27 protein-coding genes are annotated in these 22,777 nt (G+C 66.9%); 17 read left to right on the top strand and 10 right to left on the bottom strand.

The genetic code is table 11. The features are described 5' to 3' along the window. Nucleotides 1-139: 139 nt before the first annotated feature. Nucleotides 140-724: a biotin transporter BioY gene (locus AC24FB_RS14700; RefSeq protein ID WP_425713384.1), complete on the bottom strand. Its 585-nt coding sequence runs from the start codon at nt 722-724 to the stop codon at nt 140-142. 279 nt (nt 725-1,003) lie between these two features. Here AC24FB_RS14700 and AC24FB_RS14705 point away from each other — a divergent pair, with 279 nt between their 5' ends. Beyond that, the gene (locus AC24FB_RS14705) at nt 1,004-1,231 is read left to right on the top strand and encodes a DUF2188 domain-containing protein (protein ID WP_425713385.1); all 228 of its coding nucleotides are present in this window, start codon (nt 1,004-1,006) and stop codon (nt 1,229-1,231) included. 160 nt (nt 1,232-1,391) lie between these two features. Then, nucleotides 1,392-1,979 carry a recombinase family protein gene (locus tag AC24FB_RS14710; protein ID WP_425713496.1) on the top strand — a complete coding sequence of 196 codons (588 nt, stop codon included), beginning with the start codon at nt 1,392-1,394 and terminating at the stop codon, nt 1,977-1,979. A 277-nt stretch (nt 1,980-2,256) separates the two neighbouring features. On the opposite strand, the gene AC24FB_RS14715 is transcribed toward AC24FB_RS14710, so the two are convergent. Next, nucleotides 2,257-2,448, bottom strand: a complete 192-nt coding sequence (locus tag AC24FB_RS14715) for a hypothetical protein (protein ID WP_425713386.1) — start codon at nt 2,446-2,448, stop codon at nt 2,257-2,259. Between the two features lie 863 nt (nt 2,449-3,311). Here AC24FB_RS14715 and AC24FB_RS14720 point away from each other — a divergent pair. The 3 genes from AC24FB_RS14720 to AC24FB_RS14730 all read left to right on the top strand — a co-directional run bounded on the left by AC24FB_RS14720 (nt 3,312) and on the right by AC24FB_RS14730 (nt 6,545). Continuing rightward, a complete protein-coding gene (locus AC24FB_RS14720; RefSeq protein WP_425713387.1) occupies nt 3,312-3,905 on the top strand; it encodes a hypothetical protein in 594 nt (197 codons plus the stop codon). 498 nt (nt 3,906-4,403) lie between these two features. Next, complete coding sequence (locus tag AC24FB_RS14725; protein WP_425713388.1) at nt 4,404-4,880, top strand: hypothetical protein; 477 nt, start codon at nt 4,404-4,406, stop codon at nt 4,878-4,880. Nucleotides 4,881-5,352: 472 nt separating this feature from the next. Continuing rightward, nucleotides 5,353-6,545 (top strand): IS3 family transposase gene (locus AC24FB_RS14730; RefSeq protein WP_425713389.1). Its coding sequence is split into 2 segments (ribosomal slippage): nt 5,353-5,637 and nt 5,640-6,545, totalling 1,191 coding nucleotides; the frame shifts between segments, so codons are not numbered across the junction. Nucleotides 6,546-6,643: 98 nt separating this feature from the next. Here the strand turns inward: AC24FB_RS14730 and AC24FB_RS14735 are convergent. From AC24FB_RS14735 to AC24FB_RS14750, 4 genes are all read right to left on the bottom strand, one after another. Further along, entirely contained in the window at nt 6,644-7,462 is an 819-nt protein-coding gene (locus AC24FB_RS14735) for an AAA family ATPase (protein WP_425713390.1), read from the bottom strand. Beyond that, nucleotides 7,459-8,859 (bottom strand): Mu transposase C-terminal domain-containing protein, encoded by a 1,401-nt coding sequence (locus AC24FB_RS14740; protein WP_425713391.1) that lies wholly within the window; start codon nt 8,857-8,859, stop codon nt 7,459-7,461. The genes AC24FB_RS14735 and AC24FB_RS14740 overlap by 4 nt, the downstream gene beginning before the upstream one ends. A gap of 3 nt (nt 8,860-8,862) precedes the next feature. Beyond that, nucleotides 8,863-9,459 (bottom strand): recombinase family protein, encoded by a 597-nt coding sequence (locus tag AC24FB_RS14745; RefSeq protein WP_425713392.1) that lies wholly within the window; start codon nt 9,457-9,459, stop codon nt 8,863-8,865. Nucleotides 9,460-9,618: 159 nt separating this feature from the next. Then, on the bottom strand, nt 9,619-10,023 hold the full coding sequence (locus tag AC24FB_RS14750) for a heavy metal-responsive transcriptional regulator (RefSeq protein WP_425713393.1): 405 nt from the start codon (nt 10,021-10,023) through the stop codon (nt 9,619-9,621). A gap of 85 nt (nt 10,024-10,108) precedes the next feature. Here AC24FB_RS14750 and merA point away from each other — a divergent pair, with 85 nt between their 5' ends. The 5 genes from merA to AC24FB_RS14775 all read left to right on the top strand — a co-directional run bounded on the left by merA (nt 10,109) and on the right by AC24FB_RS14775 (nt 14,353). Next, on the top strand, nt 10,109-11,476 hold the full coding sequence (gene merA, locus AC24FB_RS14755; RefSeq protein WP_425713394.1) for a mercury(II) reductase: 1,368 nt from the start codon (nt 10,109-10,111) through the stop codon (nt 11,474-11,476). Between the two features lie 118 nt (nt 11,477-11,594). Beyond that, complete coding sequence (gene cmtR, locus AC24FB_RS14760) at nt 11,595-11,954, top strand: Cd(II)/Pb(II)-sensing metalloregulatory transcriptional regulator CmtR (protein ID WP_425713395.1); 360 nt, start codon at nt 11,595-11,597, stop codon at nt 11,952-11,954. After that, nucleotides 11,951-12,550 (top strand): cadmium resistance transporter, encoded by a 600-nt coding sequence (locus AC24FB_RS14765; RefSeq protein WP_425713396.1) that lies wholly within the window; start codon nt 11,951-11,953, stop codon nt 12,548-12,550. Before cmtR ends, AC24FB_RS14765 begins: the two co-directional genes overlap by 4 nt. A gap of 47 nt (nt 12,551-12,597) precedes the next feature. Next, complete coding sequence (locus tag AC24FB_RS14770) at nt 12,598-13,617, top strand: arsenic resistance protein (protein WP_425713397.1); 1,020 nt, start codon at nt 12,598-12,600, stop codon at nt 13,615-13,617. Between the two features lie 148 nt (nt 13,618-13,765). Beyond that, nucleotides 13,766-14,353, top strand: coding sequence for a recombinase family protein (locus tag AC24FB_RS14775; RefSeq protein ID WP_425713398.1), 588 nt, complete (start codon nt 13,766-13,768; stop codon nt 14,351-14,353). A 175-nt stretch (nt 14,354-14,528) separates the two neighbouring features. Here the strand turns inward: AC24FB_RS14775 and arsA are convergent, their stop codons facing one another. Both arsA and arsD read right to left on the bottom strand, forming a co-directional pair. After that, complete coding sequence (arsA, locus tag AC24FB_RS14780) at nt 14,529-16,322, bottom strand: arsenical pump-driving ATPase (RefSeq protein ID WP_425713399.1); 1,794 nt, start codon at nt 16,320-16,322, stop codon at nt 14,529-14,531. A gap of 53 nt (nt 16,323-16,375) precedes the next feature. After that, on the bottom strand, nt 16,376-16,777 hold the full coding sequence (gene arsD, locus AC24FB_RS14785; RefSeq protein WP_425713400.1) for an arsenite efflux transporter metallochaperone ArsD: 402 nt from the start codon (nt 16,775-16,777) through the stop codon (nt 16,376-16,378). Nucleotides 16,778-16,870: 93 nt separating this feature from the next. Here arsD and AC24FB_RS14790 point away from each other — a divergent pair, with 93 nt between their 5' ends. The 7 genes from AC24FB_RS14790 (at nt 16,871) to AC24FB_RS14820 (ending at nt 21,154) form a co-directional block, all read left to right on the top strand. Beyond that, entirely contained in the window at nt 16,871-17,260 is a 390-nt protein-coding gene (locus AC24FB_RS14790) for an ArsR/SmtB family transcription factor (protein ID WP_425713401.1), read from the top strand. Between the two features lie 67 nt (nt 17,261-17,327). Beyond that, nucleotides 17,328-17,993, top strand: coding sequence for an arsenate reductase/protein-tyrosine-phosphatase family protein (locus AC24FB_RS14795; RefSeq protein WP_425713402.1), 666 nt, complete (start codon nt 17,328-17,330; stop codon nt 17,991-17,993). 37 nt (nt 17,994-18,030) lie between these two features. Next, nucleotides 18,031-18,441, top strand: a complete 411-nt coding sequence (locus AC24FB_RS14800) for an arsenate reductase ArsC (protein WP_425713403.1) — start codon at nt 18,031-18,033, stop codon at nt 18,439-18,441. A 5-nt stretch (nt 18,442-18,446) separates the two neighbouring features. Further along, entirely contained in the window at nt 18,447-19,439 is a 993-nt protein-coding gene (gene trxB, locus AC24FB_RS14805; RefSeq protein WP_425713404.1) for a thioredoxin-disulfide reductase, read from the top strand. A gap of 10 nt (nt 19,440-19,449) precedes the next feature. Further along, nucleotides 19,450-19,773 carry a thioredoxin gene (gene trxA, locus AC24FB_RS14810; RefSeq protein ID WP_425713405.1) on the top strand — a complete coding sequence of 108 codons (324 nt, stop codon included), beginning with the start codon at nt 19,450-19,452 and terminating at the stop codon, nt 19,771-19,773. A 79-nt stretch (nt 19,774-19,852) separates the two neighbouring features. Continuing rightward, a complete protein-coding gene (locus AC24FB_RS14815; RefSeq protein WP_425713406.1) occupies nt 19,853-20,209 on the top strand; it encodes an ArsR/SmtB family transcription factor in 357 nt (118 codons plus the stop codon). 66 nt (nt 20,210-20,275) lie between these two features. Further along, the gene (locus tag AC24FB_RS14820; protein ID WP_425713407.1) at nt 20,276-21,154 is read left to right on the top strand and encodes an arsenate-mycothiol transferase ArsC; all 879 of its coding nucleotides are present in this window, start codon (nt 20,276-20,278) and stop codon (nt 21,152-21,154) included. On the opposite strand, the gene AC24FB_RS14825 is transcribed toward AC24FB_RS14820, so the two are convergent. Together AC24FB_RS14825 and pstB are read right to left on the bottom strand one after the other, a co-directional pair. Then, nucleotides 21,117-21,881, bottom strand: a complete 765-nt coding sequence (locus AC24FB_RS14825; RefSeq protein ID WP_425713408.1) for a winged helix-turn-helix domain-containing protein — start codon at nt 21,879-21,881, stop codon at nt 21,117-21,119. The two genes, AC24FB_RS14820 and AC24FB_RS14825, sit on opposite strands and share 38 nt — an antisense overlap. A gap of 10 nt (nt 21,882-21,891) precedes the next feature. After that, nucleotides 21,892-22,776: a phosphate ABC transporter ATP-binding protein PstB gene (pstB, locus tag AC24FB_RS14830; protein WP_425713409.1), complete on the bottom strand. Its 885-nt coding sequence runs from the start codon at nt 22,774-22,776 to the stop codon at nt 21,892-21,894. Nucleotide 22,777 lies beyond the last annotated feature (1 nt).

A 22,777-nucleotide genomic window follows, 5' to 3' on the forward strand; every position in this document is an offset into this window, starting at 1 on the left:
GGTGCGACGCATGGTGAGCGAAACAGGCGCCACACCCGGCGCAGCGCCGTCACCATCGGCTGCGTGACCGCGGAGCTACCGACGCACGTGACGCACGAGCGTCCAGGCTCCCGGCAGCACGAGCGCGGCGGCCACTGGCCTACCGACGTACGCGACGCACGAGCGTCCAGGCTCCCGGCAGCACGAGCGCGGCGGCCGCGGCCTTGATGACGTCGCCGACGAGGAAGGGCACGACACCGAGGCTGAGTCCGGTGGCGAGGTCGACGTCGAGGAAGGTCATGAGCCACGGCACGCCGACGGCGTAGATGGTCACCGTCGAGGCGACGGCGAGGCCCGCTGTCCCGACGACCGAGCGGTCGGCCCGGCGCCGTGCGAGCGCGCCGACGAGCACCGCGGCCACGAGGTAGCCGAGCACGTAGCCGTACGACGCGGACGCCCAGCCCGACCCGAACTCGGCGAACATTGGAGCGCCCAGCGTCCCCGCGACCACGTACAGGACGATGCTCGCCGCAGCCCGCATCGGGCCCAGGGCGGCACCCGTGACCAGGACCGCGAACGTGGCGAGGGAGACCGGCACGGGCGTGAACGGGAGCGGTACGGCGATCCAGCCGGCCACCGTGACGAACGCGGTACCGGCGAGCACCAGTGCGACGTCCCGGACACGCGCACCCGGGAGCAGGTCGGCCAGCACGGGTGAGCGGCGTTCGAACGGTACGGCGGTCATCGCTTCTCCTTCATCGACCGGGCGGAGCGCCCGGTGGGCCCCGGCAGCATCGCAGGTCGGGGCGGATGACCGCACCCGTCGTCCCAGGTGCGGACGTGAGAGGACCGTCTGCGCGGATGACCGCTGTGACTTTCGCCGTTAAATGGCGGGGTTTCGTCGACGCTCGGTGGCGGCCAGCGATGGCTTCGGTTCCGCAAGCCGATCCCCAGCAAATCCGCCGTAAACTGAGATGATGACGGCCTGTGGCTCCCTCACCGAGGGACCGAAAGGGGAACTGCGATGGCCGACAAGAAGAACATTCACACGGTGCCGACCGACGATGGGTGGGCAAACCGTCGTGAGGGTGCAAAGCGCGCCTCAAGCACGCACGACACGAAGGCTGAGGCGCAGGCAGCGGGCCGCGCGACGGCGAAGAAGGATCACGTCGAGCACCTGGTTCACAAGAAGGACGGCACGATCGGAGAGCGCAACTCGTACGGCAACGACCCCCACCCCCCGAAGGGCTGAGCCACGCGGGCATCGCCGCAAGGCCTTCACCGGGACGAATTGCGGTGACAGCCGGCCTCAGTCCCCGCTTGGCCGGCGTCATCCCGTAAGACCCGCCCAAGAAAACGCCCGGTGAAGGGACGCTAACCGGTGACACTGGAGGGGTGAGTGAACTCTCAAGATCGGCTACGCCCGCGTCTCCACCAACGAACAGGGCCTCACGGCCCAGCGCACCGGCCTGGGAGCCCTCGGCGTGCCGGCCGATCGTATCTACGTCGACCATGGCCTGACCGGCACCACGCGAGCAAGGCCGGGTCTGCGTGAGGCCCTGGCTGCATGCCGGTCTGGCGACACCCTCGTGGTGACCAAGCTCGACCGGCTTGCCCGCTCCGTCCCTGACGCTCGTGACATCGTCGCCGAACTGACCGCCCGCGGTGTCCGCCTACAGCTCGGCGCCTCTGTGCACGACCCGACCGATCCCGTCGGTCGGCTGCTGTTCAACGTCTTGGCAATGGTGGCCGAGTTCGAGGCCGACTTGATCCGTGCCCGCACCCGCGAGGGCATGGCGGTGGCGAAGGCCAAGGGCCGGCTGCGAGGCAAGAAGCCCAAGCTCACAGCCCGTCAGGAAGCACACTTGGTCTCCTTGGCGCGTGCCGGCGAGTACACCACAAGCGAACTGGCCGAACTGTTTAACGTCGGCCGCTCCACCGTCTACCGGGCTATTCAGCGTGCCGGCGGTCTTCACCCCACTGCCGTCACCGAGGGCTGAACCCACCGCCCGGGACCCCACCGTCTCCGGGGGGCCGCTCAAGATGTGGCAGTCGTTTCCGGCCCCGCCGGCGTCTGCCGTGCACGCTGCTCCGCCAGCGTCCGTCGGAGGCGGGTCGTCCGGATGCCGAGGACGATCAGGTCATCGCGAATGCGTTGGAAGGTCGCCCCGCTGCGGGTCAGTGCGGTGAGGGTGGTCCACCGCGGCCACCGCTGGAGCGCCCCGGGATCAGATCGGAGACCACGCCTTGCCCCTCGCGCCACCGACGCAGCTAGACCTAGACCTGACGGCGCGAGATGCCCAGTTGCTCGGCAGCCGCCTCCACCGTCTCCTCACCGGCCGTCCCGGCCTCGGTTAACCGCCCGATCACCTCCGCCCGGCGCACCGCAACTGCCCACACCTCATCGGGGACGGTCAACAGACCACGCTCAGGAAGCCGGACCTCATCGACCGCTTCGTCGTCGTGCACAGGACTATGGAATAACCAACTCACCGTGCACACCGGTACGGACACGCCGGGCGATCAAACTCCTCTGCACACTACCCCGAACTCCTTGGGATGAGGTCTAGGCGCGATGGACATTCTTCCAGCGGCACTGCCCGGCACCACAGATCAGACTTCCCCCATCCGTGCAGAGGACCCCATTGACCGCAGTAACTGCTATCGGTACGGTGACATGACTACGTCATGAGATCGGCTTTCCGCAGCGTTGCGACCCGCCACTGTGGTCGGGTGCCGCATGGATGCGGTGAGCTTGGCCCGGTAGTCTTCATGACACGGCAGCGCCGAGGGGGACGAACATGCCGAACGATAGAGATCGCGGACTCACGAGAATTATCACGGAGTTGGACGGCAATCCCGCCGGGGATGTGTTTGCTCGGCCAGTTAGTGCGGGTCGAGCAAAGAAGCGTCGAGCATTTGGCCCTTTGCTGATCGTCCTTTTCGTGCTAGCAATGGCTGTCGCTCCGGTAGCACAGGCTGCGACTTACCAGTACTACGCCAACGCAATCGCGACGCCGCAGGATACCGTGCGAGTCTCGCCGGCTCGCCCCACTATTAGCGGTGGAACTGCCGAGACTGCCGTGTTTGACGTCGGCAGTCCAACGGTTACGCATATCACTACCTATTACGATCATCCCGGATACTCCGTGGTTGCTAGGAGCTCCGGTGACGGATACCCGCACCGGATGACGCACGCGTCGGTTGCGTATGCGCGACAGAATTGTTCCTGGACTTGGCCGTACGCCTCTGGGGATATTGGCAATCTGGCATTGACGTGCGCTACTAGGAACTAAGACTTGACCAAATGCACTTCGAAGAAGGGGACCGTCGTGAGACACAAGAATGGACTGGCTGTCGCTGGTGTCGTCGGGCTGGCTGCGACCGTCATTGCCGTACCAGCGTCTGGAGCGGACGACTCGGTACGCGTGATCGATGATGTTGCGGAAGCGTTGTCGCTGCCTCAGTCGGCAAGTGATGCTCCTCCGGAACCGGTTCGGTTGGATGAACTGGGCGACATCATTCCTGACTCGGTTCGGTTGGTGGAAAGTGATGAAATCGGGTCCTACTGGATTGGGCAGACTTCTAGCGATGACATCTGCCTTTTTGTGCATATTCCGGGTGGGGTTGAAGTCGCGGCATCAGCATGTGCATCCCTGCCGCAATTTTATCAGAGTGGCCTCGGTTTGACGGCTTCAGAGGGGGATGACGACCCGTATAGAGCGGTAGAGGCGTACCTCGTACCGGACAACGTAGATGTGCAGGAATTTAGCATCGGCGAGGAACCTCTGGGCCCAGCGGCGGAGAGTAGAATTGCAAATCTCATAATTGTTCCACCGGAGCACAGGGGGACGCTTGAGTCGACCGACCTGCCGTTGGATAGTGGTGAGTTGTTCTCATTCACACCGATCCCACGTGAAGGGTGAGCTAGGTGCGGGCTAATATGCAGGGACGTTCCTCAGCAGGAAGGGTTTCCGTAGCGGTTTTTGGAATATTCTCGTTCATACTAGGAACCTTCGCCGTAGGCATGCCGGTGGCAAATGCTGCGACTTTCCAATATGCGCATTCGATTGACACTCCGGCTGGTCTGAATCGCGATTCTGGGCAGCGACCGAGCATCACGGGCGGCATAGCCGAACTGGGCATCGGGGTCGGCAATATCCGTATCGAAACGTACTACCCGGCCCCAGGATTTACGTCAGTGGCCTCGGCGACCAGTGCCGGTGCGGTGCCCGCTAGGGTAAGCCACGACCGCGCTTATGATGCCCGTAGTCGTTGCCGCTGGACCATTGACAACACTGGCGGTTCGGCGGAGATATCGTGCTGGGTAGTCTATTAGTTCGGCGAAGAAGGCAGAGGTTGTTGTGACGGTACGTTACCGAGCTTTCTTGAAAACTGTTTTCAGCGCTGCTGCAGGAGGCGCAGTGGCTATCATCCTGGTGCTCGCTACTGGATTTTTCGAGATTCAGATCATGGGACTGTCCCAAGGGGGGGTATACGGGCTGGACAATACTCTCGTTGGCGTGAAGTCTCCCGAAACCCCGGTCCTGCAGATAAGCGCACTGGCGTCGATCAACGTGCTTGCGCTGGTCTCCGTGGTCGGCATCATCGCTCGTGGCTCGCAGGCCCTGCGCTGGTCGTTCGCTGTCGTGTTCTTGGTCGTCGTATCGACGCTGATCGTGTGGTCGTACCTCATCCCTAACGCGATCGAGCACGAGCTCAACCTGGGGGTGCAGCCCGGATGGTTGGGCTGGATCCAATGGGGTGGGTCAAGCCCGGCCGTGCACGTCACACTCCTGGCCGTCGTTGTTTTCTCCTGGCTGCTGTTTCGGATCCTTGCTGGGCAGGACAGCCTGGGCCGGGCGAAGAGCCAGGTGCCCGTTCATGATGGTGAGGGGTAGCCGGGACGGCGTAGATCGACGAGTAGTGCTCGGCTCGCTCGCGGGACTACTCCCTTTGGCACCCGGTAAGCCGTCAGGCGGACTTCATCAGTCCGCGCCGTTGCCACCTGCCCCAACACTGACGTGCTCGGCCAGGGAGGCGAGCCGACACGATGCCCCGGCCCTGCTGGGCACCGAGGTCGTCTGGATCCTGCAAACCGTCAGCCTGCTCCCTCGGCCAACCGTGATCGACAATGTCATGCTCCCCGCCCTCGCGCAGGGCTCGCCGGCGCCAGCCATAGCAGGTGTGCACGAGAATGCCAGTCAACTACCGGGAAGGATGCTGTCCATCAAACCCGGTACTTGACACCTGCCACCACACTGTTGCGCTGGGGTGTACCCCAGCAAGACCAATCCCGTGTAGGGGACTGCTGCACGGACAGGTGACATCTGATCTGTGGTGCCGAGGGGCACCGCTGGAAGGATGTGCACTGTGCCCAAGCCCTACCCGTCCGAGTTCCGCGACGACGTCGTGCGCGTCGCGAGGAACCGTGAGCCAGGTCAGCATCTGAAGCAGATCGCGGCCGACTTCGGGATCAGCGAGTCGTGCCTGACGAACTGGTTGAAGACCGCGGACGTCGAGGACGGTGTCAAGCCCGGTGCGACCGCGGCAGACACCGCCGAACTGCGAGAGGCCAAGAAGCGGATCCGGCTGCTGGAGCAGGAGAACGAGGTCCTGCGCCGGGCAGCCGCCTACCTCTCGCAGGCCAACCTGCCGGGAAAATGATGTACCCGCTCGTCCGCGAGCTGGCCGACGGCGGGATCCCCGTCACGGTGACGTGCCGGGTATTGAAGATCGCGCGTCAGCCCTACTACCGCTGGCGCACCACCCCAGTCACTGACACCGAGCTCAAGCAGGCCTACCGCGCCAACGCACTGTTCGCTGCTCACCGCGACGATCCGGAGTTCGGTTACCGGTTCCTGGTCGACGAAGCACGCGAAGCCGGGGAGCCCATGGCCGAGCGGACCGGGTGGCGGATCTGCTCGCAGCAGGGCTGGTGGAGCGCGTTTGGTAAGAAGCGTGGCAAGAACGGCAAGAGTCCCGGCCCGCCGGTCCACGACGACCTGTGCGCTGTGATCGACGACAAGGGCAGGATCCGGCACGAGTTCACCGCCGAGGGCCCCAACGAGCTGTGGCTCACCGACATCACCGAGCACTGGACACGCGAAGGCAAGCTCTACGTCTGCGCTCTCAAGGACGTCTACTCCAACCGAATCGTGGGCTACTCCATCGACTCCCGGATGAAGTCCCGCCTGGCGGTGGCGGCGCTCAACAACGCCGTCGCCCGTCGCGGTGACGTCACCGGCTGCATCGTGCACAGCGACAGAGGATCGCAATTCCGGAGCAGGAAATTCGTCCACGCTCTCAACCGACACGCCATGGTCGGATCGATGGGCCGCGTCGGTGCAGCCGGCGACAACGCCGCCATGGAGAGCTTCTTCAGCCTGCTGCAGAAGAACGTCCTCGACCGCCGTACCTGGGCCACTCGCGAGGCACTACGAATCGCCATCGTCACCTGGATCGAGAAGACCTACCACCGGCGCCGCCGACAAGACGCCCTCGGCCGATTGACCCCCATCGAGTACGAGGCCATCATGACCGCGCCAGCCACGCAGGCTGCGTGACCCAACCTGTCACCAATCCGTGCAGCAGTCCCTAGCACACATCCCTGTGGCTTGCGCCGTTCGATGGCGGGGTTCTGTGGGCGATATCTGGCGGCCAGTCAGCTGACACCGATGACGAGCGTGCTGGCGGCGGCTTCGATGACGTCGTTGGTGATGGTGTCGAGCTCGTTGATCTTCAGGACGCGCTCGATCTGGGGGAAGAGTCGTTCCAGGAGTCGGAAGTTCCCGCGGGTGATGCGGGCGATGGCGGCGATGGCTTGGGCGTCGGTGAAGTCCTCTGGGTCGAGGGTCTTACCGAGGGCGCGCCAGTGTCGCTGCAGGACGAAGAGCAGTTCGTCCTTGCCCAGGGGCCGGTACTGGTGGGCGAAGCCGACGCGGCTGTAGAACTGGGGGTAGTGGCTGAACTGCTTCTCCAGGCCGGGCATGCCGATCAGGATGAGGGCGATGTTGTCGCGATCGTAGCGATCGCGCAGCAGTTCCAGTGCGGTGGGGCGTAGGCGTTCGGACTCATCGACGATGATCAGCTCCACGTAGTTCCTGCCGTGGCGCCACCCCCGCGTCTCTGGCGTGACCTGCCCGGCCGGCGCGAGGTGCTGCTCGATGCAGATGTTGGTGCGGGCGATGGCCTGGTCGAGCTCGTCCTTCAAAGCCCGTGGCGTGGTCAGCACGCTGGGTGTGTAGAGCACGGTGCGGTTCTTGGCCAGCGCGGCGTAGATCTTCGCGTCGCTGTCGGAGCGCGGCCCCCAGTAGGTCAGTAGGTCGTGGGCCTTGTCCCAGCGGGCGTAGCGGCGCGCGGAGAGCGTCTTTCCCACGCCGGCTGGCCCGAAGCACAGGCCGATGGTGTGCCCGCGGCGCACGGCGTCGGCGAACTCGGTGAAGCGGCGGTGCTCTTTGGTCACGATGAAGCGCTGGCTCACCTCAGGTCCTCTCGGTAGACCTTCAACTTCCGACGCGGCGCCGGCGGCGGCGTCTCGGGCGCTGGTGGAGGTTCGGTGGTGTGCGTGGCCACGACGGCGATGCGCTCGTTGATGCCCTCACGCAGAGCCCTACGCCGGGCGTTGCGGGCGGCCTGGACCTCCTTGAGGCTGACCTTCTGGTCGTGGTGGTCCTGGTTGATGGCCTTGCAGATGAACTCCTCGTGGTCGAACACGCGGATCTCGGTGATGTCCCTGGGGTCGTAGCGGATCACGACCGACCGGCCGACATAGCCGGCCAGGGTCGGGGAGATGTAGCGCAGACCCTGGAAGTGAATGCCATCGCGGCGCACCACCCTGGTCTGGGCGACGGTGAGAAGGAGCCCGTCCAGGGCTTCCAGGCTCTCGGGCATGCGCGGCAGCCAGCCCTCGGCGATCCAGGCAGTGCGCGGGGAGGTGCCGAGCTCGCTGTGAGTGCGGTCGTAGTATGTGGCGACGAACCCTTCCAGGGCGGTGTCGAGCTCAGCCAGGGACAGGCTCGGCGTGGGCCATGGGTGGCCCTCGGCGATGTACCCGGGCAGGCCAGCGAGAAGCTCGGTGTTGACGGTCCCGAAAAACCTCTCGATCTTTCCGCGGCCCTGTGGGCGAGCGACGGCAGAGTGGATGAGCCGGATGTGCAGGTCCACGGCGGTGGCGGTGAGCTGTTTGCTGGTGAAGTCGCTGCCGTGATCGACGTAGAGCACATCGGGGAGGCCGCACATCGGCCAGGAGAGGTCGGCCTTGTGCCAGATCGCCTGGCGCAGTGCCAGGGCGGTGTTCATCGCGGAGGGCGCGCCGAGGAAGACGGTGTAGCCGCATATGGCTCGGTAACAGTCATCGATGATTGTGGTCAGCCAGGGGCGGGCTGGCTTACCGTCGGTGCCCACCACGAGGATATCGAGCAGGGTGTGGTCGGCTTGCCACATCGCGTTGGGGCGCTCGGCCTGCCGTCGCAGCGCGAGTTCGTACTTGTCCCGGTAGGACGACGGTCCCTCCAGGGCGAGGGTGACCATGCCCGGGTCCAACGCGTCGACGATGTCCCGCACGACTCCATAGGACGGCACCGGCCAGTCCTGCTGGTCGCAGATGCTGCTGATCTTGCGGTGGATCGTGACGATCGCCGGCCGAGGCTTGCTCAGCGCCAGGCCCTCGATCAACGCCACGAGCTCACCTGGCAGGCGGTGCCTGCCGGCATCAGAGCGCCGCCGTGTGTCCAGGCCGGCGTACCCGCTGGTGCGGTAGCGGGCGTGCCAGCGCTCCAAGGTGCGCAGTCCAATGCCGGAGTCCAGGGCGAGGGCGGCGAGCGGGACCTGGTCCTCGACGTGAAGCCTGAGGATCTGCCAGCGCCCGGCCGCGTCCATGACCTACACGGCGCTTCTCGACCGCCGTGGCACCGCTGGGGCGCTCTGGCGGTTCAGCGTTCGGTAGATGGTGGTGCGGCTGACTCCCAGCACGTCACCGATCTGAGCCACGGTCATCTCGTTCTGCTCATACATCCGCCGGGCCGTCTTGACCTGGGCGGGCGACAGCGCCGAGGGCCGTCCGCCGGTGCGGCCTCGTGCCCGGGCGGCCGCCAGTCCGGCGTTGGTGCGCTCACGGATGAGGTCGCGCTCGAACTCAGCCAGCGCGGCGAAGACATGGAACACCAGCCGGCCACCGGAGGAGGTGGTGTCGATCGTCTCCTGCAGGGAGCGGAACCCCACGCCGCGGTCGGACAGGGTCTGCAGCTGGTCAATGAGGTGACGGATCGAGCGCCCCAACCGGTCCAGTCGCCACACCACCAGCGTGTCACCCGGGCGGAGCTGGTCCATCAGCTTCTCCAGCTCGGGACGGTGATCAAGCGAGCCAGAGATGGTGTCAACGAAGACCCGGTAGCAGCCAGCCGCGTTCAACGCATCGATCTGCAGCGAGGCATCCTGGTCGGTGGTCGACACGCGCGCATAGCCAAGGAGGTCCCCCATGCCGATGACTGTAGCGATACTCATCCACCCCGGGAAGTATCGAACCATAGAATCCGGCACTGAGTTCCGCTACAAACGGCATGAGCCGGGAACCGCGAAGCGTCAACCATCCCGAACGGCGTGACGCACCCTCGTCGTCGCTGTAGCAGAATCGTTCGTTTACGGGTGGTACGCCGGGATGACGTGGCAGACGTTCGCCGGGTCACAAGAGAGGGGGTCGAGGCTCCCTGCCCGGTCGAGTAGTCGGTGTACCTCGTCCCGTAGGACCGTGAGCTCGGCGATCCGACGATCTAACTCCGTGGCGTGGGTGTGGAGCAGGTCAGTGACGGTCCGGCACGGAGGCCCGGTGTCGTCGCGAGCTGCGATGACCTCGCGAATTTCGGCGAGAGTGAGCCCGGCGGCCTGGGCGGCCTTCACGAACCGCAGCCGGGTCAGCGCATCGTCGTCATAGCTTCGGTAGCCGGAGGACTGGCGGTCGGGTTCGGGCAGCACGCCAGCCTGCTCGTAGAACCTGATCGTCTTTGTGGTCAGGCCGGTTCTGCCAGCAAGCTCCCCGATGCGCACACGAGCGAGCCTACGCCTTGACCTTCCACCGCACTGGAAGCCCTACGGTCACGAGCACGGTGGCGGCACGAAGAAGGAGCGGAGCATGGGCGAGTTCGACCTGGTGGTGATCGGGACCGGCGGTGCAGCGATGGCGGCCGGGATCGAGGCCCGTTCTCGTGGGAAGTCGGTGGTCCTCGTCGAGCAAGGGCCGCTTGGGGGCACATGCCTGAACATCGGTTGCGTGCCGAGCAAGAACCTGCTCGCGGCCGCCGGTCAGCGCCACCGGGCGCTGGCCAACCCGTTCCCGATGGTGCCGACTGGCACCGACGGTGTGGACATGCCGGCCCTGCTCGGACAGAAGCAGGAGTTGATCGACCGGCTGCGGCAGGCCAAGTACGCCGACGTCGCCGACGCCCACGGTTTCCCGATCCGGTACGGCCATGCGAGCTTCGTCGATGAGAACACCTTGCACGTCGATGACGAGCCGCTGCTCGCCTCGGCCTATATTGTCGCGACCGGGGTCGCCCCACACATCCCGAACCTGCCTGGTCTCGATGACGTGGACTACCTGACGTCGACGACGGCGATGGAGCAGCAGCAGCTTCCTGAATCGCTGGTAGTGCTCGGGGCGGGTTACGTCGGGCTGGAACAGGCTCAGCTGTTCGCCCGCCTGGGGGCGCGGGTCAGCATCGTTGGACAGTTCGGCCCGCATACCGAGCCCGAGATCGCGGACGTGCTGCGCGGGGTCTTCGCCGACGACGGCATCGAGGTCATCGAGGACCGCGGCGTGGCGGTCGCTGCTACCGGAGCCGGCGTGGTGGTGCGCACGGCGGGCGGGCGAGAGGTGCCCGGCGCGCGGCTGCTGGTGGCCACCGGCCGGTTCGCCGACACGGGCGACCTGGGTCTGGAACCTGCCGGGGTGAAGACCGATGAGCGTGGATTCATCGTTGTTGACGCCTACCAGCGCACCACCAACCCGCGAATCTTCGCCGCCGGGGACGTCTCCGGTGTACCGCAGTACGTCTACGTCGCCGCCCGCACCGGGCACGCTGCGGCCGCTGGTGCGCTGGGTGAGCCGACTTCCGTGGACTACCGCGGCCTACCCGGCGTCACCTTCACCACCCCGCAGCTCGGCAGTGCCGGGCTCACCGAGGAACAGGCGATCCAGCGCGGCCACCGCTGCGCGTGCCGAGTGCTCGGCGGGCAGGACATCCCCCGGGCGTTGGTGAACCGGGACACCCGGGGTGCGCTGAAACTTGTCGCCGACGCGGACACCGGCAAGGTCCTCGGCGTGCACGCCGCGCTCGATGGCGCCGGGGACGTCATGCTGGCCGCCACCTATGCGATCAAGTTCGGGCTCACCGTCGACGACCTGGCCGACACCTGGGCGCCCTACCTCACGATGAGCGAAGCGCTGCGCATCGCTGCGGGGCTGTTCCGCAACCAACTACCGACCTCCTGCTGCGCCTGAGCCAGGAGCCCCACCGGTGGCTGCCCTTGTAGAAGCCGCACAAAGACCGGTGCTGCTCCGCATTCGATCGTTTTCGGCACGGGGCTGCCGGTTCAGTCGACGCTGTACAGTTCAGCGCATGCTGACCATTGCTACTCGGCTGGACGTGATGAGCCGGTTAGGCCGGGCACTGGCCGACCCAACACGGTCACGGCTCCTCATGACGCTTCTCGAGGGGCCGAGCTACCCGGCTGTGCTCGCACGCGACCTCGGGCTGACGCGCTCGAACGTGTCGAACCATCTGGCGTGCCTACGCGACTGCGGCATCGTGATCGCCGAGCCCGAAGGCCGCCAAACGCGTTACGAGATCGCCGACCCGCACCTGGCACGTGCACTCAACGCACTGGTCGAGGTCACCCTCGCGGTGAACGAGAACGCTCCCTGCATCGATCTTGCCTGCCCGGTTCCCGGGTGCGCCAACGCCGAGGCTGACGCGTGATCCTGTCCTCGGTCCTGCAGGCCATCGGCCTGTTCATTGCCACCAACATCGACGACATCATCGTGCTCTCGCTGTTCTTCGCCCGCGGCGCAGGACAACGCGGAACAACAGCGCGGATCACCGCAGGCCAATACCTGGGATTCGGCGGCATCCTGGGCACCGCCGTGCTCGTGTCACTGGGCGCGGGAGCATTCCTGCCCCAGGAAGCCATCCCGTACTTCGGGCTCATCCCCCTGTCCCTAGGACTGTGGACCGCATGGCGGGCCTGGCGCGGAGGCGATGACGACGACGATGACGCCAAGGTTGAGGGCAAGAACGTCGGTGTCTGGACCATCGGCGCGGTCACCTTCGCCAACGGAGGAGACAACATCGGTGTCTACGTCCCAGTCTTCCTCAGCGTCGGGCCTGCGGCCGTGGTGGCCTACTGCGTCGTCTTCCTCCTGCTCGTCGCGGTCCTCGTCATGCTCGCCAAGTTCATCGCCACCCGCCGACCGATCGCCGAAGTCCTCGAACGCTGGGAACACGTCCTGTTCCCGATCGTCCTCATCGGCCTCGGGATCGTCATCCTCGTCAGCGGCGGAGCCTTCGGCTTCTGAGTTCCCGCCGCGGCCCCATTGCCCATCTCGGTTGAGAGACTGCACGCATGGACGAAGAGCTCCGAGGAGAGGCAGCGGTGGATAGCCGTGCCGGTGTTGTCATCGCGTGGCTGGAGCGCTGGCAGATCTCGCTGTACCTCCTAGCGCTGGTGGCCGGTGCGGCAATCGGTCTGGCAGCACCGTCCGTCGCACCGGCCCTGGAGCAGACGATCAACCCAGTGTTGATCGCACTCTTGTACGCCACGTTCCTGAGCGTGCCGCTGACCAAACTCGGGCAAGCCCTACGCAACGGGACCTTCCTGGCTGGTCTCCTCGTCCTGAACTTCGTGCTCGTTCCGGTCCTCGTCTACGGACTCTCACGGTTCGTCGCTCACGACCAAGCACTCTTGCTGGGCGTCCTACTCGTCCTCCTCACGCCCTGCATCGACTACGTCATCGTCTTCTCCGGACTCGCTGGCGCCGCACACGAACGCCTGCTCGCGGCCTCTCCTCTGCTGATGCTGCTACAGATGCTGCTACTGCCGGTCTATCTGCGCCTGTTCGTCGGACCAGGGCTGTTCGACGTCATCGATGTCGCGCCATTCGTTGAGGCGTTCCTACTCCTGATCGTCACGCCCCTGACTCTCGCCGCAATCACGCAATCCCTGGCTGCGCGCCTTCACGCCGCTCGACGACTCATGGACCTCATGCAGGCGCTGATGGTCCCGCTCATGATGGCCACCCTCGCGGTCGTAGTCGCCTCTCAGATTGACGCCGTTCGCACCGATGCTTCCTCGCTGCTCGCCGTGATCCCGATCTACATCACCTTCTTAATCGCCGTTATCCCTCTCGGCCTCATCACGGCCCGCGCCCTCAAACAGGACGTGCCAGCAACCCGGGCAATGGTCTTCTCGGGCGCTACCCGTAACTCCCTCGTCGTGCTGCCCCTAGCGCTGGCACTACCCGAAACTCTCGCCCTGGCCGCCGTTGTCGTTGTCACCCAAACCCTTGTCGAACTCGTCGGAATGGTCATCTACGTTCGGATCGTCCCTCGCCTCGTCCCACACCCCGCGGCGGCCACGCCATGACAGCACCACCGACGTCGTTCGAAGCCGCCGCGATCACTCTGGTCATCGGCACCAACTGACTACCGCCACATAGCACCGGCAGAACCCCGCCATCTAACGGCCAAGACCACACACGCATTTTGCGACAGATGTGTGCCAGGGTCTAGACATGATGCAACACCCGGGACATCGGATCGGCTACGCGCGCGTGTCGAGCAAGGACCAGAATCTCGCGCGACAACTCGAAGCTCTTGGGGAGGTCGACCGACTGTTCGAGGAGAAGCAATCCGCCGCCGGCCGGGCGGATCGCCCGGCGCTTGCCGATCTGATCCGCTACGCACGCTCGGGCGACCAGGTGGTCGTGTCGTCGATGGACCGGCTAGCGCGTTCGGTGGTCGATCTGAACCAGCTCGTCACCGAGCTCGTCGACAAGGGCGCGGCGGTCGCGTTCATTAACGAGCGGGTGAGCTTCGAGCCTGGGGCCAGCGACCCGTTTGCCGAGTTCCAGCTCAACGTCATGGGGTCCTTCGCCCAACTGGAGCGGGCCATCAGCAAGGAGCGCCAAACCGAGGGCATCCGTGCCGCAAGGGCCCGGGGAGTGTACAAGGGCCGGGCGCGAAAACTGACCGTCGAGCAGGTGGTCGAAGCGAGAAGCCTCATCAGCGATGGGATCCCGAAAGCGGAGATCGCTCGGCGGCTGGACGTTGACCGGTCGACTCTGTATCGCGCTCTCGCGCGGCAGCCGGACCGAACGTGAGGCGGTGTTCGCCACCCGCTGCGGCGGTAGGGCTCTAGGCGACGTAGGGAGCCGGCATTTCGGTGGCCTGTAGGTCCTCGGTCTTGGAACGCGCGAGGGGGAGTGGCTATCGCCGGGTCTTGTTCCGTCCGAGCGACGCCCGGCCTGGCCAGGCCGGGCGTCGCTCCTGGGCAGGTCACGCTGAGGTGGGCACCATCTCGACGGTTCGATCGCGCTGGCTGAGTTCGCGGAGGCCGGCGACGCCGATGGGCTCGGCTGGGAGGAGCGGTAGAACGGCGCACCGCTCGGCGGTGGCAAGGACCCGCTCGAGCTCTGCGCGTTCGTTGCCTGCGCGCTTGAGGAGCAGGGCGTTGGTGGTCTGTGCGGCGGTGAGGGAGTTGTTGATGACCCATCCCCAGGGCTCGATGCCTGCGCGCCTGAGGTCGTCCTGAAGGTGGGTCGCTTCGAGAACCGGTGTGGTCTCGGGCAGCGTGATCACGACGACCTTGGTGTGCTCGGGGTCCTGGAGGCGCATCATCGGGGTGGTGACGTTGTTGCTGTCGCCCATCTGTCGCACGACGTCGCGGTGGTAGGAGCCGGTCGCGTCGAGCAGGAGGAGGGTGTGCCCGGTGGGAGCGGTGTCCATGACGACGAAGCGCCGGCGCGCTTCGTTGACGGCCTGGGAGAAGGCCTGGAAGACGGCGATCTCTTCGGTGCACGGCGAACGCAGGTCCTCCTCGAGCGCGGCCCGGCCGGCCTCGTCGAGCGCCGCACCACGGTTCCGAAGCACCGTCTCGCGGTACGTGCGCGTGGCCTCGTCCGGGTCGATGCGCGAGACCTGGAGCCCGTCCACCGCCTCGTCGAGCGTGTCAGCCAGGTGCGCGGCCGGATCGGTCGTGGTGAGGTGGACGTCGTGCCCCCGTTCGGCGAGCGCGACGGCGACTGCCGAGGCGATGGTGGTCTTGCCGACCCCGCCCTTGCCCATGAACATGAGCAGGCCGTGGTCCTGCTGCGCGAGCTCGTCGACGAGGGCTTCGAGGTCGTCGGTGCCGGCGGGAAGTCCGGCCGGGACCTGCTCGATGGGTGCCTCTCGGCTGGTACTGGCCTCGTCGAAAAGCCCGGTGAGCGCGTCGAGGCCGACCATGTTGTCGGCCTTGAGCGGAAGTAGGTCGGTCGGGAGGCCGCGCAGCACCTCGGGCAGGTCGTTCAGCACGGCCTGCTCGCGGTCGTGGACGGCGCGTGCCAGCACGTCGCCGTCGTCCGGGAGCGGCAGCACGGCGTTGACGACTACGTGCTGCTGACGCAGACCGAGCTCGGCAAGCTCCCCGTGGGTTCTCGCGATCTCGGTGACGGCGCCGCGCTGCGGGCGGGCGACGAGCACGAGACGGGTGCGTGCCGGGTCGCCCAGGGCGTCGACGGCTTCGGCGTAGGTCGAGCGTTGGCGCTCAAGGCCGGAGAGCGGGCCCAGGCACGACGCATCCCCCTTGCCCTCGTCGAGGTAGTCGGTCCATGACCCGGGGAGCTGGAGCAGGCGGATCGTGTGGCCGGTCGGGGCGGTATCGAAGACGACGTGGTCGAACGCGGCGGTGGTCTGCGTGTCGGTGAGCAGCCCGGTGAACTCGTTGAACGAAGCGATCTCGGTGGTGCACACCCCCGAGAGCTGTTCCTCGATGAGATCGACCTCGGGCTCGGGCAAGATGCCCCTCACGGGCCCGACGATGCTCTCCCGGTAGGTGGTCGCGGCCTCCGCGGGGTCGATCTCGAGCGCGGACAGGCCGGGCACGGCGGCGATCTCGGTGATCGTGTTGCCGATCGCCGTGTCGAACACCTGACCCACGTTGGAGGCCGGGTCGGTGCTCACCAGGAGCACCGACCGTCCGGCCCGGGCGAGGTGCATCGCGCTGGCACAGGCGATCGACGTCTTGCCGACGCCGCCCTTGCCGGTGAGGAACAGGTAGCGGGGGGCGTCGGTGAGGAAGGTCGGGATCACTAGAAGCCTTTCAGGAGGTCTGGTCGAGTGTCGGGGCAGTGAGGGACGGCGGTTCAGCAGCCGGTGGATCCGCCGCCGCAGCAGCCGCCGCTGGCCGCGACCATCGACAGCTCGGGCCGCCCGCCGGGCGCCGGAGCGGTGGTCTCCTCGCCCTCGATGCCGGCCCAGCGTGCGAGCTCTGCGCGGGCGGGGTAGGTGCCCGTCCGTGCGACGGTGCCGTCCACGAGCACGAGCGGGAGGTGCTCGGAGCCGGAGACCTTGAGGAACTGCAGAACCTGGGGATTCTCGGCGAAGGCCTGCGCCTCGCTGCCGAGGTTGAAGCGGTTCACGGTGGCTCCCTGGTTCTTGAGCCAGTCCACATCGGCCGAGAAGCTCACCAGCTCCTGCGGGACGTCGGGACCGCACACGCCCGTGCTGCAGCACATGGCCGACTCGTAGACCTCGATGGTGCTCATGATGACTCCCTAGGTGGATCGAGATTGATCGATGCAAGGACGACCGTAGACCCTTAGATCGACCATTGTCGATTCACGGACCATACTGGGGGTATGACGAACCCGACGACGTTGGCCGCTCCGCACACCGCGGCCGACGACTGCTGTCCGGTAGTAGTGCGTGAGCACGTAGTGATCGAGGAAGTGGCCACGCTGAGCAGGGCGTTCAAGGCCCTCGGCGACCCGACCAGGTTGCGCCTCCTTGCCAGCATCGGCGGACACCCCGGGGACAGCGCCTGCGTCTGCGACCTGACCGAGCCGCTCGGACTGAGCCAGTCGACCGTCTCCCACCACTTGAAGGTCCTTCGCGAGGCCGGGCTGATCGAGGGGGAGCGCCGAGGCACCTGGGTGCACTACCGCCTTCTGCCCGGAGCGCTGCGAGAGCTCGGTGCCGCACTGAGCGACGCTGCCAACCACGCGCTGCCCGGCGAGCCCAGCGCCTGACGAGCAGCGCCTGCCCCGGTCGCGCACCACTTGACTACCCCCAACCCCCTCAGCCATCATTGACTCAATGAACACTGAGGCAATCACGCAGAGGGTGGAGCTCCACGCGGCTCTTGCCGACGCCGCCCGGTTACGGATCGTCGACACACTGAGCCTCGGGGATGCCGCGCCCTCCGAGCTCGCACGAAGCATCGACATGCCGTCCAACCTGATGGCGCACCACCTGGCGGTGCTCGAGCGCGCGGGCATCGTCGACCGGAAGAAGTCAGAGGGCGACCGCAGGAGGAGCTACGTCCAGCTCGTCCCCGGCGCGCTCGACGTCCTCGCCCTCCGGCCGGCCCGCGTGGTCCCACGCGTGCTGTTCGTCTGCACCCACAACTCCGCCCGTTCTCACCTCGCGGCCGCCCTGTGGCGCCGGGCCAGCGCGGTGTTGGCGGCTTCGGCCGGCACGCACCCGGCCGATCGGATCAACCCGTCCGCGGTCGCCACCGCCGAGCGGCACGGCTTGCACATGCCGTCGATCAGCCCGCAGCACATCGACGCGGTACATGCCCCGGATGACTTCATCGTCAGCGTCTGCGACCGCGCGCACGAGGAGCTCGACATCCCGATCGACATCCACTGGTCCGTCCCGGAGCCCGTCGGCACGGGATCGAACCAAGCCTTCGAGGCGGCCTATACCGATCTCGCTCGCCGGGTCACGACCCTGGCCCAGGTCCTCGATTCAGCCTGACTATCAGCACCTCCACCCACCCCAAGGAAGTCACCACATGAGCAAGCAGCCCAGCGTCATGTTCGTCTGCGTCCACAACGCCGGACGGTCCCAGATGGCCGCCGGATACATGAGCGCCCTGTCTGACGGACGGGTCGAGGTCCGGTCGGCCGGCACCATGCCGGCGGACCAGATCAACCCCGTCGCCGTGGAGGCGATGCGCGAGGACGGCATCGACATCACCACCGCGCGTCCGAAGGTCCTCAAGGCCGACGACGTCCAGGCCTCCGACGTAGTGATCACCATGGGCTGCGGGGATGAGTGCCCATTCTTCCCGGGCGTCCGCTACGAGGACTGGCCCCTGGCCGACCCGGCGGGCCAGGGCATCGACGCCGTGCGCCCGATCCGCGACGAGATCCGCGGCCGCGTCGAGGAGCTCCTCCACGAGCTCCTGCCCGTCAAGGCGTGATCCCCGTGAGCACAGCTCCCGCCACGGCGGACGTCCGCGACGTCATCATCATCGGCTCCGGCCCTGCCGGCTACACAGCAGCCATCTACGCGGCCCGCGCCCAGCTGCGCCCGCTGGTCATCGCCGGCGAGCTGGACGCCGGCGGTGCGCTGATGAACACCACCGAGGTCGAGAACTTCCCCGGATTCCCCGACGGAATCATGGGACCCGACCTCATGGACAAGATGCAGACCCAGGCCGAGAAGTTCGGAGCCGAGGTCGTGTACGCCACTGCCACATCGGTGGACCTCACCGGCCCGGTCAAGACCGTCACCACCGACGAGGCGACCTACCGCGCACGAGCAGTGATCCTCGCCAACGGCTCGGCCTACCGAAAGCTCGGGCTCGACGGCGAGGAGCGGCTGACCGGCCGCGGAGTGTCCTGGTGCGCGACCTGCGACGGGTTCTTCTTCCGCGGCCAGGAGATCGCCGTCGTGGGCGGGGGTGACAGCGCCGTGGAGGAGGCCACCTTCCTGACGAAGTTCGCCGACAAGGTCTACCTCGTCCACCGCCGCGACAGCCTGCGCGCATCGAAGATCATGGCGGACCGCGCCCTGGCGAACGAGAAGATCCAGCTGGTCTGGAACAGCGAGGTCACCGAGATCCACGGTCAGGACAAGGTCTCAGGACTCACCCTCCGCGACACGGTGACCGGCCAGACCCGCGACCTGCCCGTCACCGGCCTGTTCGTCGCCATCGGTCACGACCCCCGCACAGCCGTCCTCGACGGCCAGGTCGAGCTCGACGAGGACGGCTACATCCTCACAGCCGCGCCCACGACCACCACCAACCTCCCCGGCGTATTCGCGTGCGGCGACGCTGTCGACCACACCTACCGGCAGGCGATCACGGCCGCGGGCACCGGCTGCTCCGCAGCGCTGGACGCCGCGCGCTATCTCGCCAACCTTCCTGTGCTCACCCCCGAGCCCACTGCCTCCGAGCTCGCGCTCACCCACTGAGAGGACCGACATGAGCAACGTTCCCGACATCACCGACGCCACCTTCGACGCCACGGTCCTCGGCTCCGAGGGGCCGGTCCTGGTCGACATCTGGGCCACCTGGTGCGCCCCGTGCCGCCGCACGACCCCGATCATCGAGGAGCTCGCCGCCGAGCACGGCGAGAAGATCCAGTTCGTCAAGGTCGACGCCGACGCCAACACCGAGACGGTCACCAGGTACGGCGTCACCTCCATCCCCACCTTCAACCTGTTCGTGGGCGGCGAGCTCGTCAAGAGCCTCACGGGGGCGCGGACGAAGACCCAGTTCCTCGAGGAGCTCGCCGAGTACCTCTGACCCGGGGGCCGACACGCGGGCCCGACCGCGACCACCCCCGGCGACAGGGACGAGGAGATCGCCCGTATGATCGACCGTGATGAATCAGTCCACCGAGCAGGCGCCCCGCGGTCAGACACCGGCGCCCGCTCCCGCCCCGAGCAGCCCGGTCCAGGCCGTCCTCGGTCGCGAACAGGCCGAGGCCACGGCCAGCATGCTGCGCGTGGTCTCCGACCCGAGCCGGCTGCAGCTGCTCAGCCTCATCCAGAACGCACCGAACGGCCACGCACGGATCACCGACCTGACGGTGGCACTCGGGCTCAGGCAGCCAACCGTGACCTACCACGTCAAGGTGCTCGTCGAGGCCGGGGTGGTCCGCCGAGAGGCGCGCGGCCGCGAGGTGCTCCTCTCGATCGTTCCCGATCGTTTGACGACGATCTCCGACCTGCTGCGGTAGTTCCCGTTCCTCTGCCCCGGAGTCGAGATGGTCATTGAGCCGTCTCTGTCACGCCAGGTCGAGGCCATGGCGAAAGCGGTCCGGGTGCAGCTGCTCTCCCGCATCATCCGTGACGCCGACTGGGAGGTCGCCGCCGAGCGGCTGGTCGGCCCGGGCGGTGAGGTGGAGCAGATTGAGGAGCACCTGCTCGACATGTGCCGCACCGGTGTCCTCGACTGCCGGCCGGCTCCGGACGGTCAGTGGCTGTTCTCTCCCACGCATGACGGCCTCGTTCGGTTCGGAAGCGTCGCCCTGGAGGACGTGCAGGAGATCCCAGCACCGCCGACCCGCGCGCACGAGCGCCAGCTCGTGCGCACCTCGGTCGCACTGGCCGAGCAGTACCGCGGGGTCTTCGCTCCCGAGACCGTTGAGAAGTACGTGCGGGAGAGCTACGCGCTCCTGGCGTCGCGCGCCAGCATCCGCACCCACCTCCCCGTCCTCACGCAGCGGTTCGCCGCCGACCGGCTCGGTGCGCTCGCCCAGGCCGAAGGGCTCGTCCGACTACCGGGCCTGGACATCCTTTTCGTCTGCGTGCGCAACGCCGGACGGTCCCAGATCGCGGCGGCCGTCCTCCGCTCGCTCATCGGTGACCGCGCCCGCATCCGTACAGCCGGCTCAGCGCCGGCAGCACGCATCGACCCCACGGTCCGCACGGTCCTCGAGCGACGTGGGCTGCCCCTGGTGACAGAGTTTCCCCGGCCACTCACGGACGAGATCGTGCGTGCCTCCGACTACGTCGTCACGATGGGCTGCGGCGACGCGTGCCCGATTTACCCCGGCCGGCAGTACCTCGACTGGCCGGTCGCCGACCCGGCGAACCAGCCGATCCACGTCGTGGAGGTGATCGCCGACGACATCACGGCGCGGGTCACGGGGCTGGTCGAGAGTGCGGCGGTAGGTCGCTGAGAGCCGGCGAGCTCATGCGGTAGCCGACCCCGCGGATGGTCTGTATCGGGTGGCCGGCACCGGCCTCCGCCAGGCGCTGGCGCAGGCGCGCCACCGTGGTCATGAGCGTGGCGTCGGAGACGCTCAGGCCGGGCCAGCCGGCTCGCCGGAGCTCTTCTGTGGCCACGACCTCGTCCGCACGCTCGGCCAGCGCGAGGAGAAGGCTGAACTCTCGCGGCGCGACGTGCACGCGCTGGCCGCCAAGGACGAGCTCCATGCTGGTGGGCTCGAGGGTGAGCGCGCCGACATGCAGGACGGACAGGTCGGACTTCCTGGCGGGAAGCTCGCGGACAGCGTCAAGCAACGTGTCGAGCCGATAGGGCAGGTCCACGACCGGGCGTCCGCCGGCAGCGATGATCGGCGCCGCGTCGTCCACCGCTTCGGTGCGCAGTGCGACCAGCACGGGCATCGCGAACTCGGAGCGAAGTAGCGTCACCAGGCGCACCGCGTCGCCGATCGGGGTGGTGACCGACAGGACGACGGCGTCCGGCCGGTGCTCGGCGATGTGCACCAGTGCGTGCAGGACGTCGCCGTGGAGTGTGACCTCGAGGCCGCCGGCCGCGAGCTCGGACAGAATCGGGGAGGATGTGTCCAGGTCCGGGTCCACCAGCACGATCGACCGTGCGCTGGTCCGTGGCCAGTGCCTGCCCGCCGTGCGTCTCGTCGTTGAGCCCACGAGGATGGTCATGTCTCTCCTGTCAGCCGAAGCGCCCAGAGATGTAGTCGTCGGTGCGGGAGTCCCGCGGGTTCTCGAAGACCTGCACGGTGGGGCCGTATTCGACGAGCACGCCGGTCCTGTCGCCCCCGGTCTCGTCCGGGGACGAGGTGAAGAAGGCCGTGCGGTCCGAGACCCGGGCGGCCTGCTGCATGTTGTGGGTGACGATGATGATGGAGTACTTCTCCTTGAGCTCGGCCATGAGGTCCTCGATGGCGCCGGTGGCGATGGGGTCGAGTGCCGAGCACGGCTCATCCATGAGGATCACGTCGGGCGTGGTGGCGATGGCGCGGGCGATGCACAGACGCTGCTGCTGACCGCCCGACAGGCTGAGGCTGGATTCCTTGAGCTTGTCCTTCACCTCGTCCCACAGTGCCGCCTGCCGGAGGCACGATTCGACGTGGGCGTCCATGTCGTTGACCTTCATCCCGGTCACCCGGGGGCCGTAGGCGACGTTGTCGTAGATTGATTTCGGGAACGGGTTGGCCTTCTGGAACACCATTCCGATGCGTCGGCGCACCTCGATGGGATCGACCCCGGGGGCGTAGATGTCGGCTCCTCGGTAGGCGATGGTGCCGCTGAGGTGGGAGCTGGGGATGAGGTCGTTCATCCGGTTGAGCGCTCGCAGCAGCGTGCTCTTGCCGATCCCCGACGGGCCGATCAGGGCGGTGATCTCGTTGTGCCCGAAGTCGAGGTCGACCCCCATGACTGCACGGAAGCTGCCGTAGTAGATGTCAAGGTCGCGGGTGGTGATGATCGGTGCCGTGACGGTCTCGCTCACCTCACGCACGTCCGCGCCGTCGAGCGGCTCGTGTCCCTGGGCGTGCATCCGGACGTTGGGCATCTCGCCCTGGTCGTGCGCGGTCATC

Source organism: Georgenia sp. Z1344, assembly GCF_057652375.1.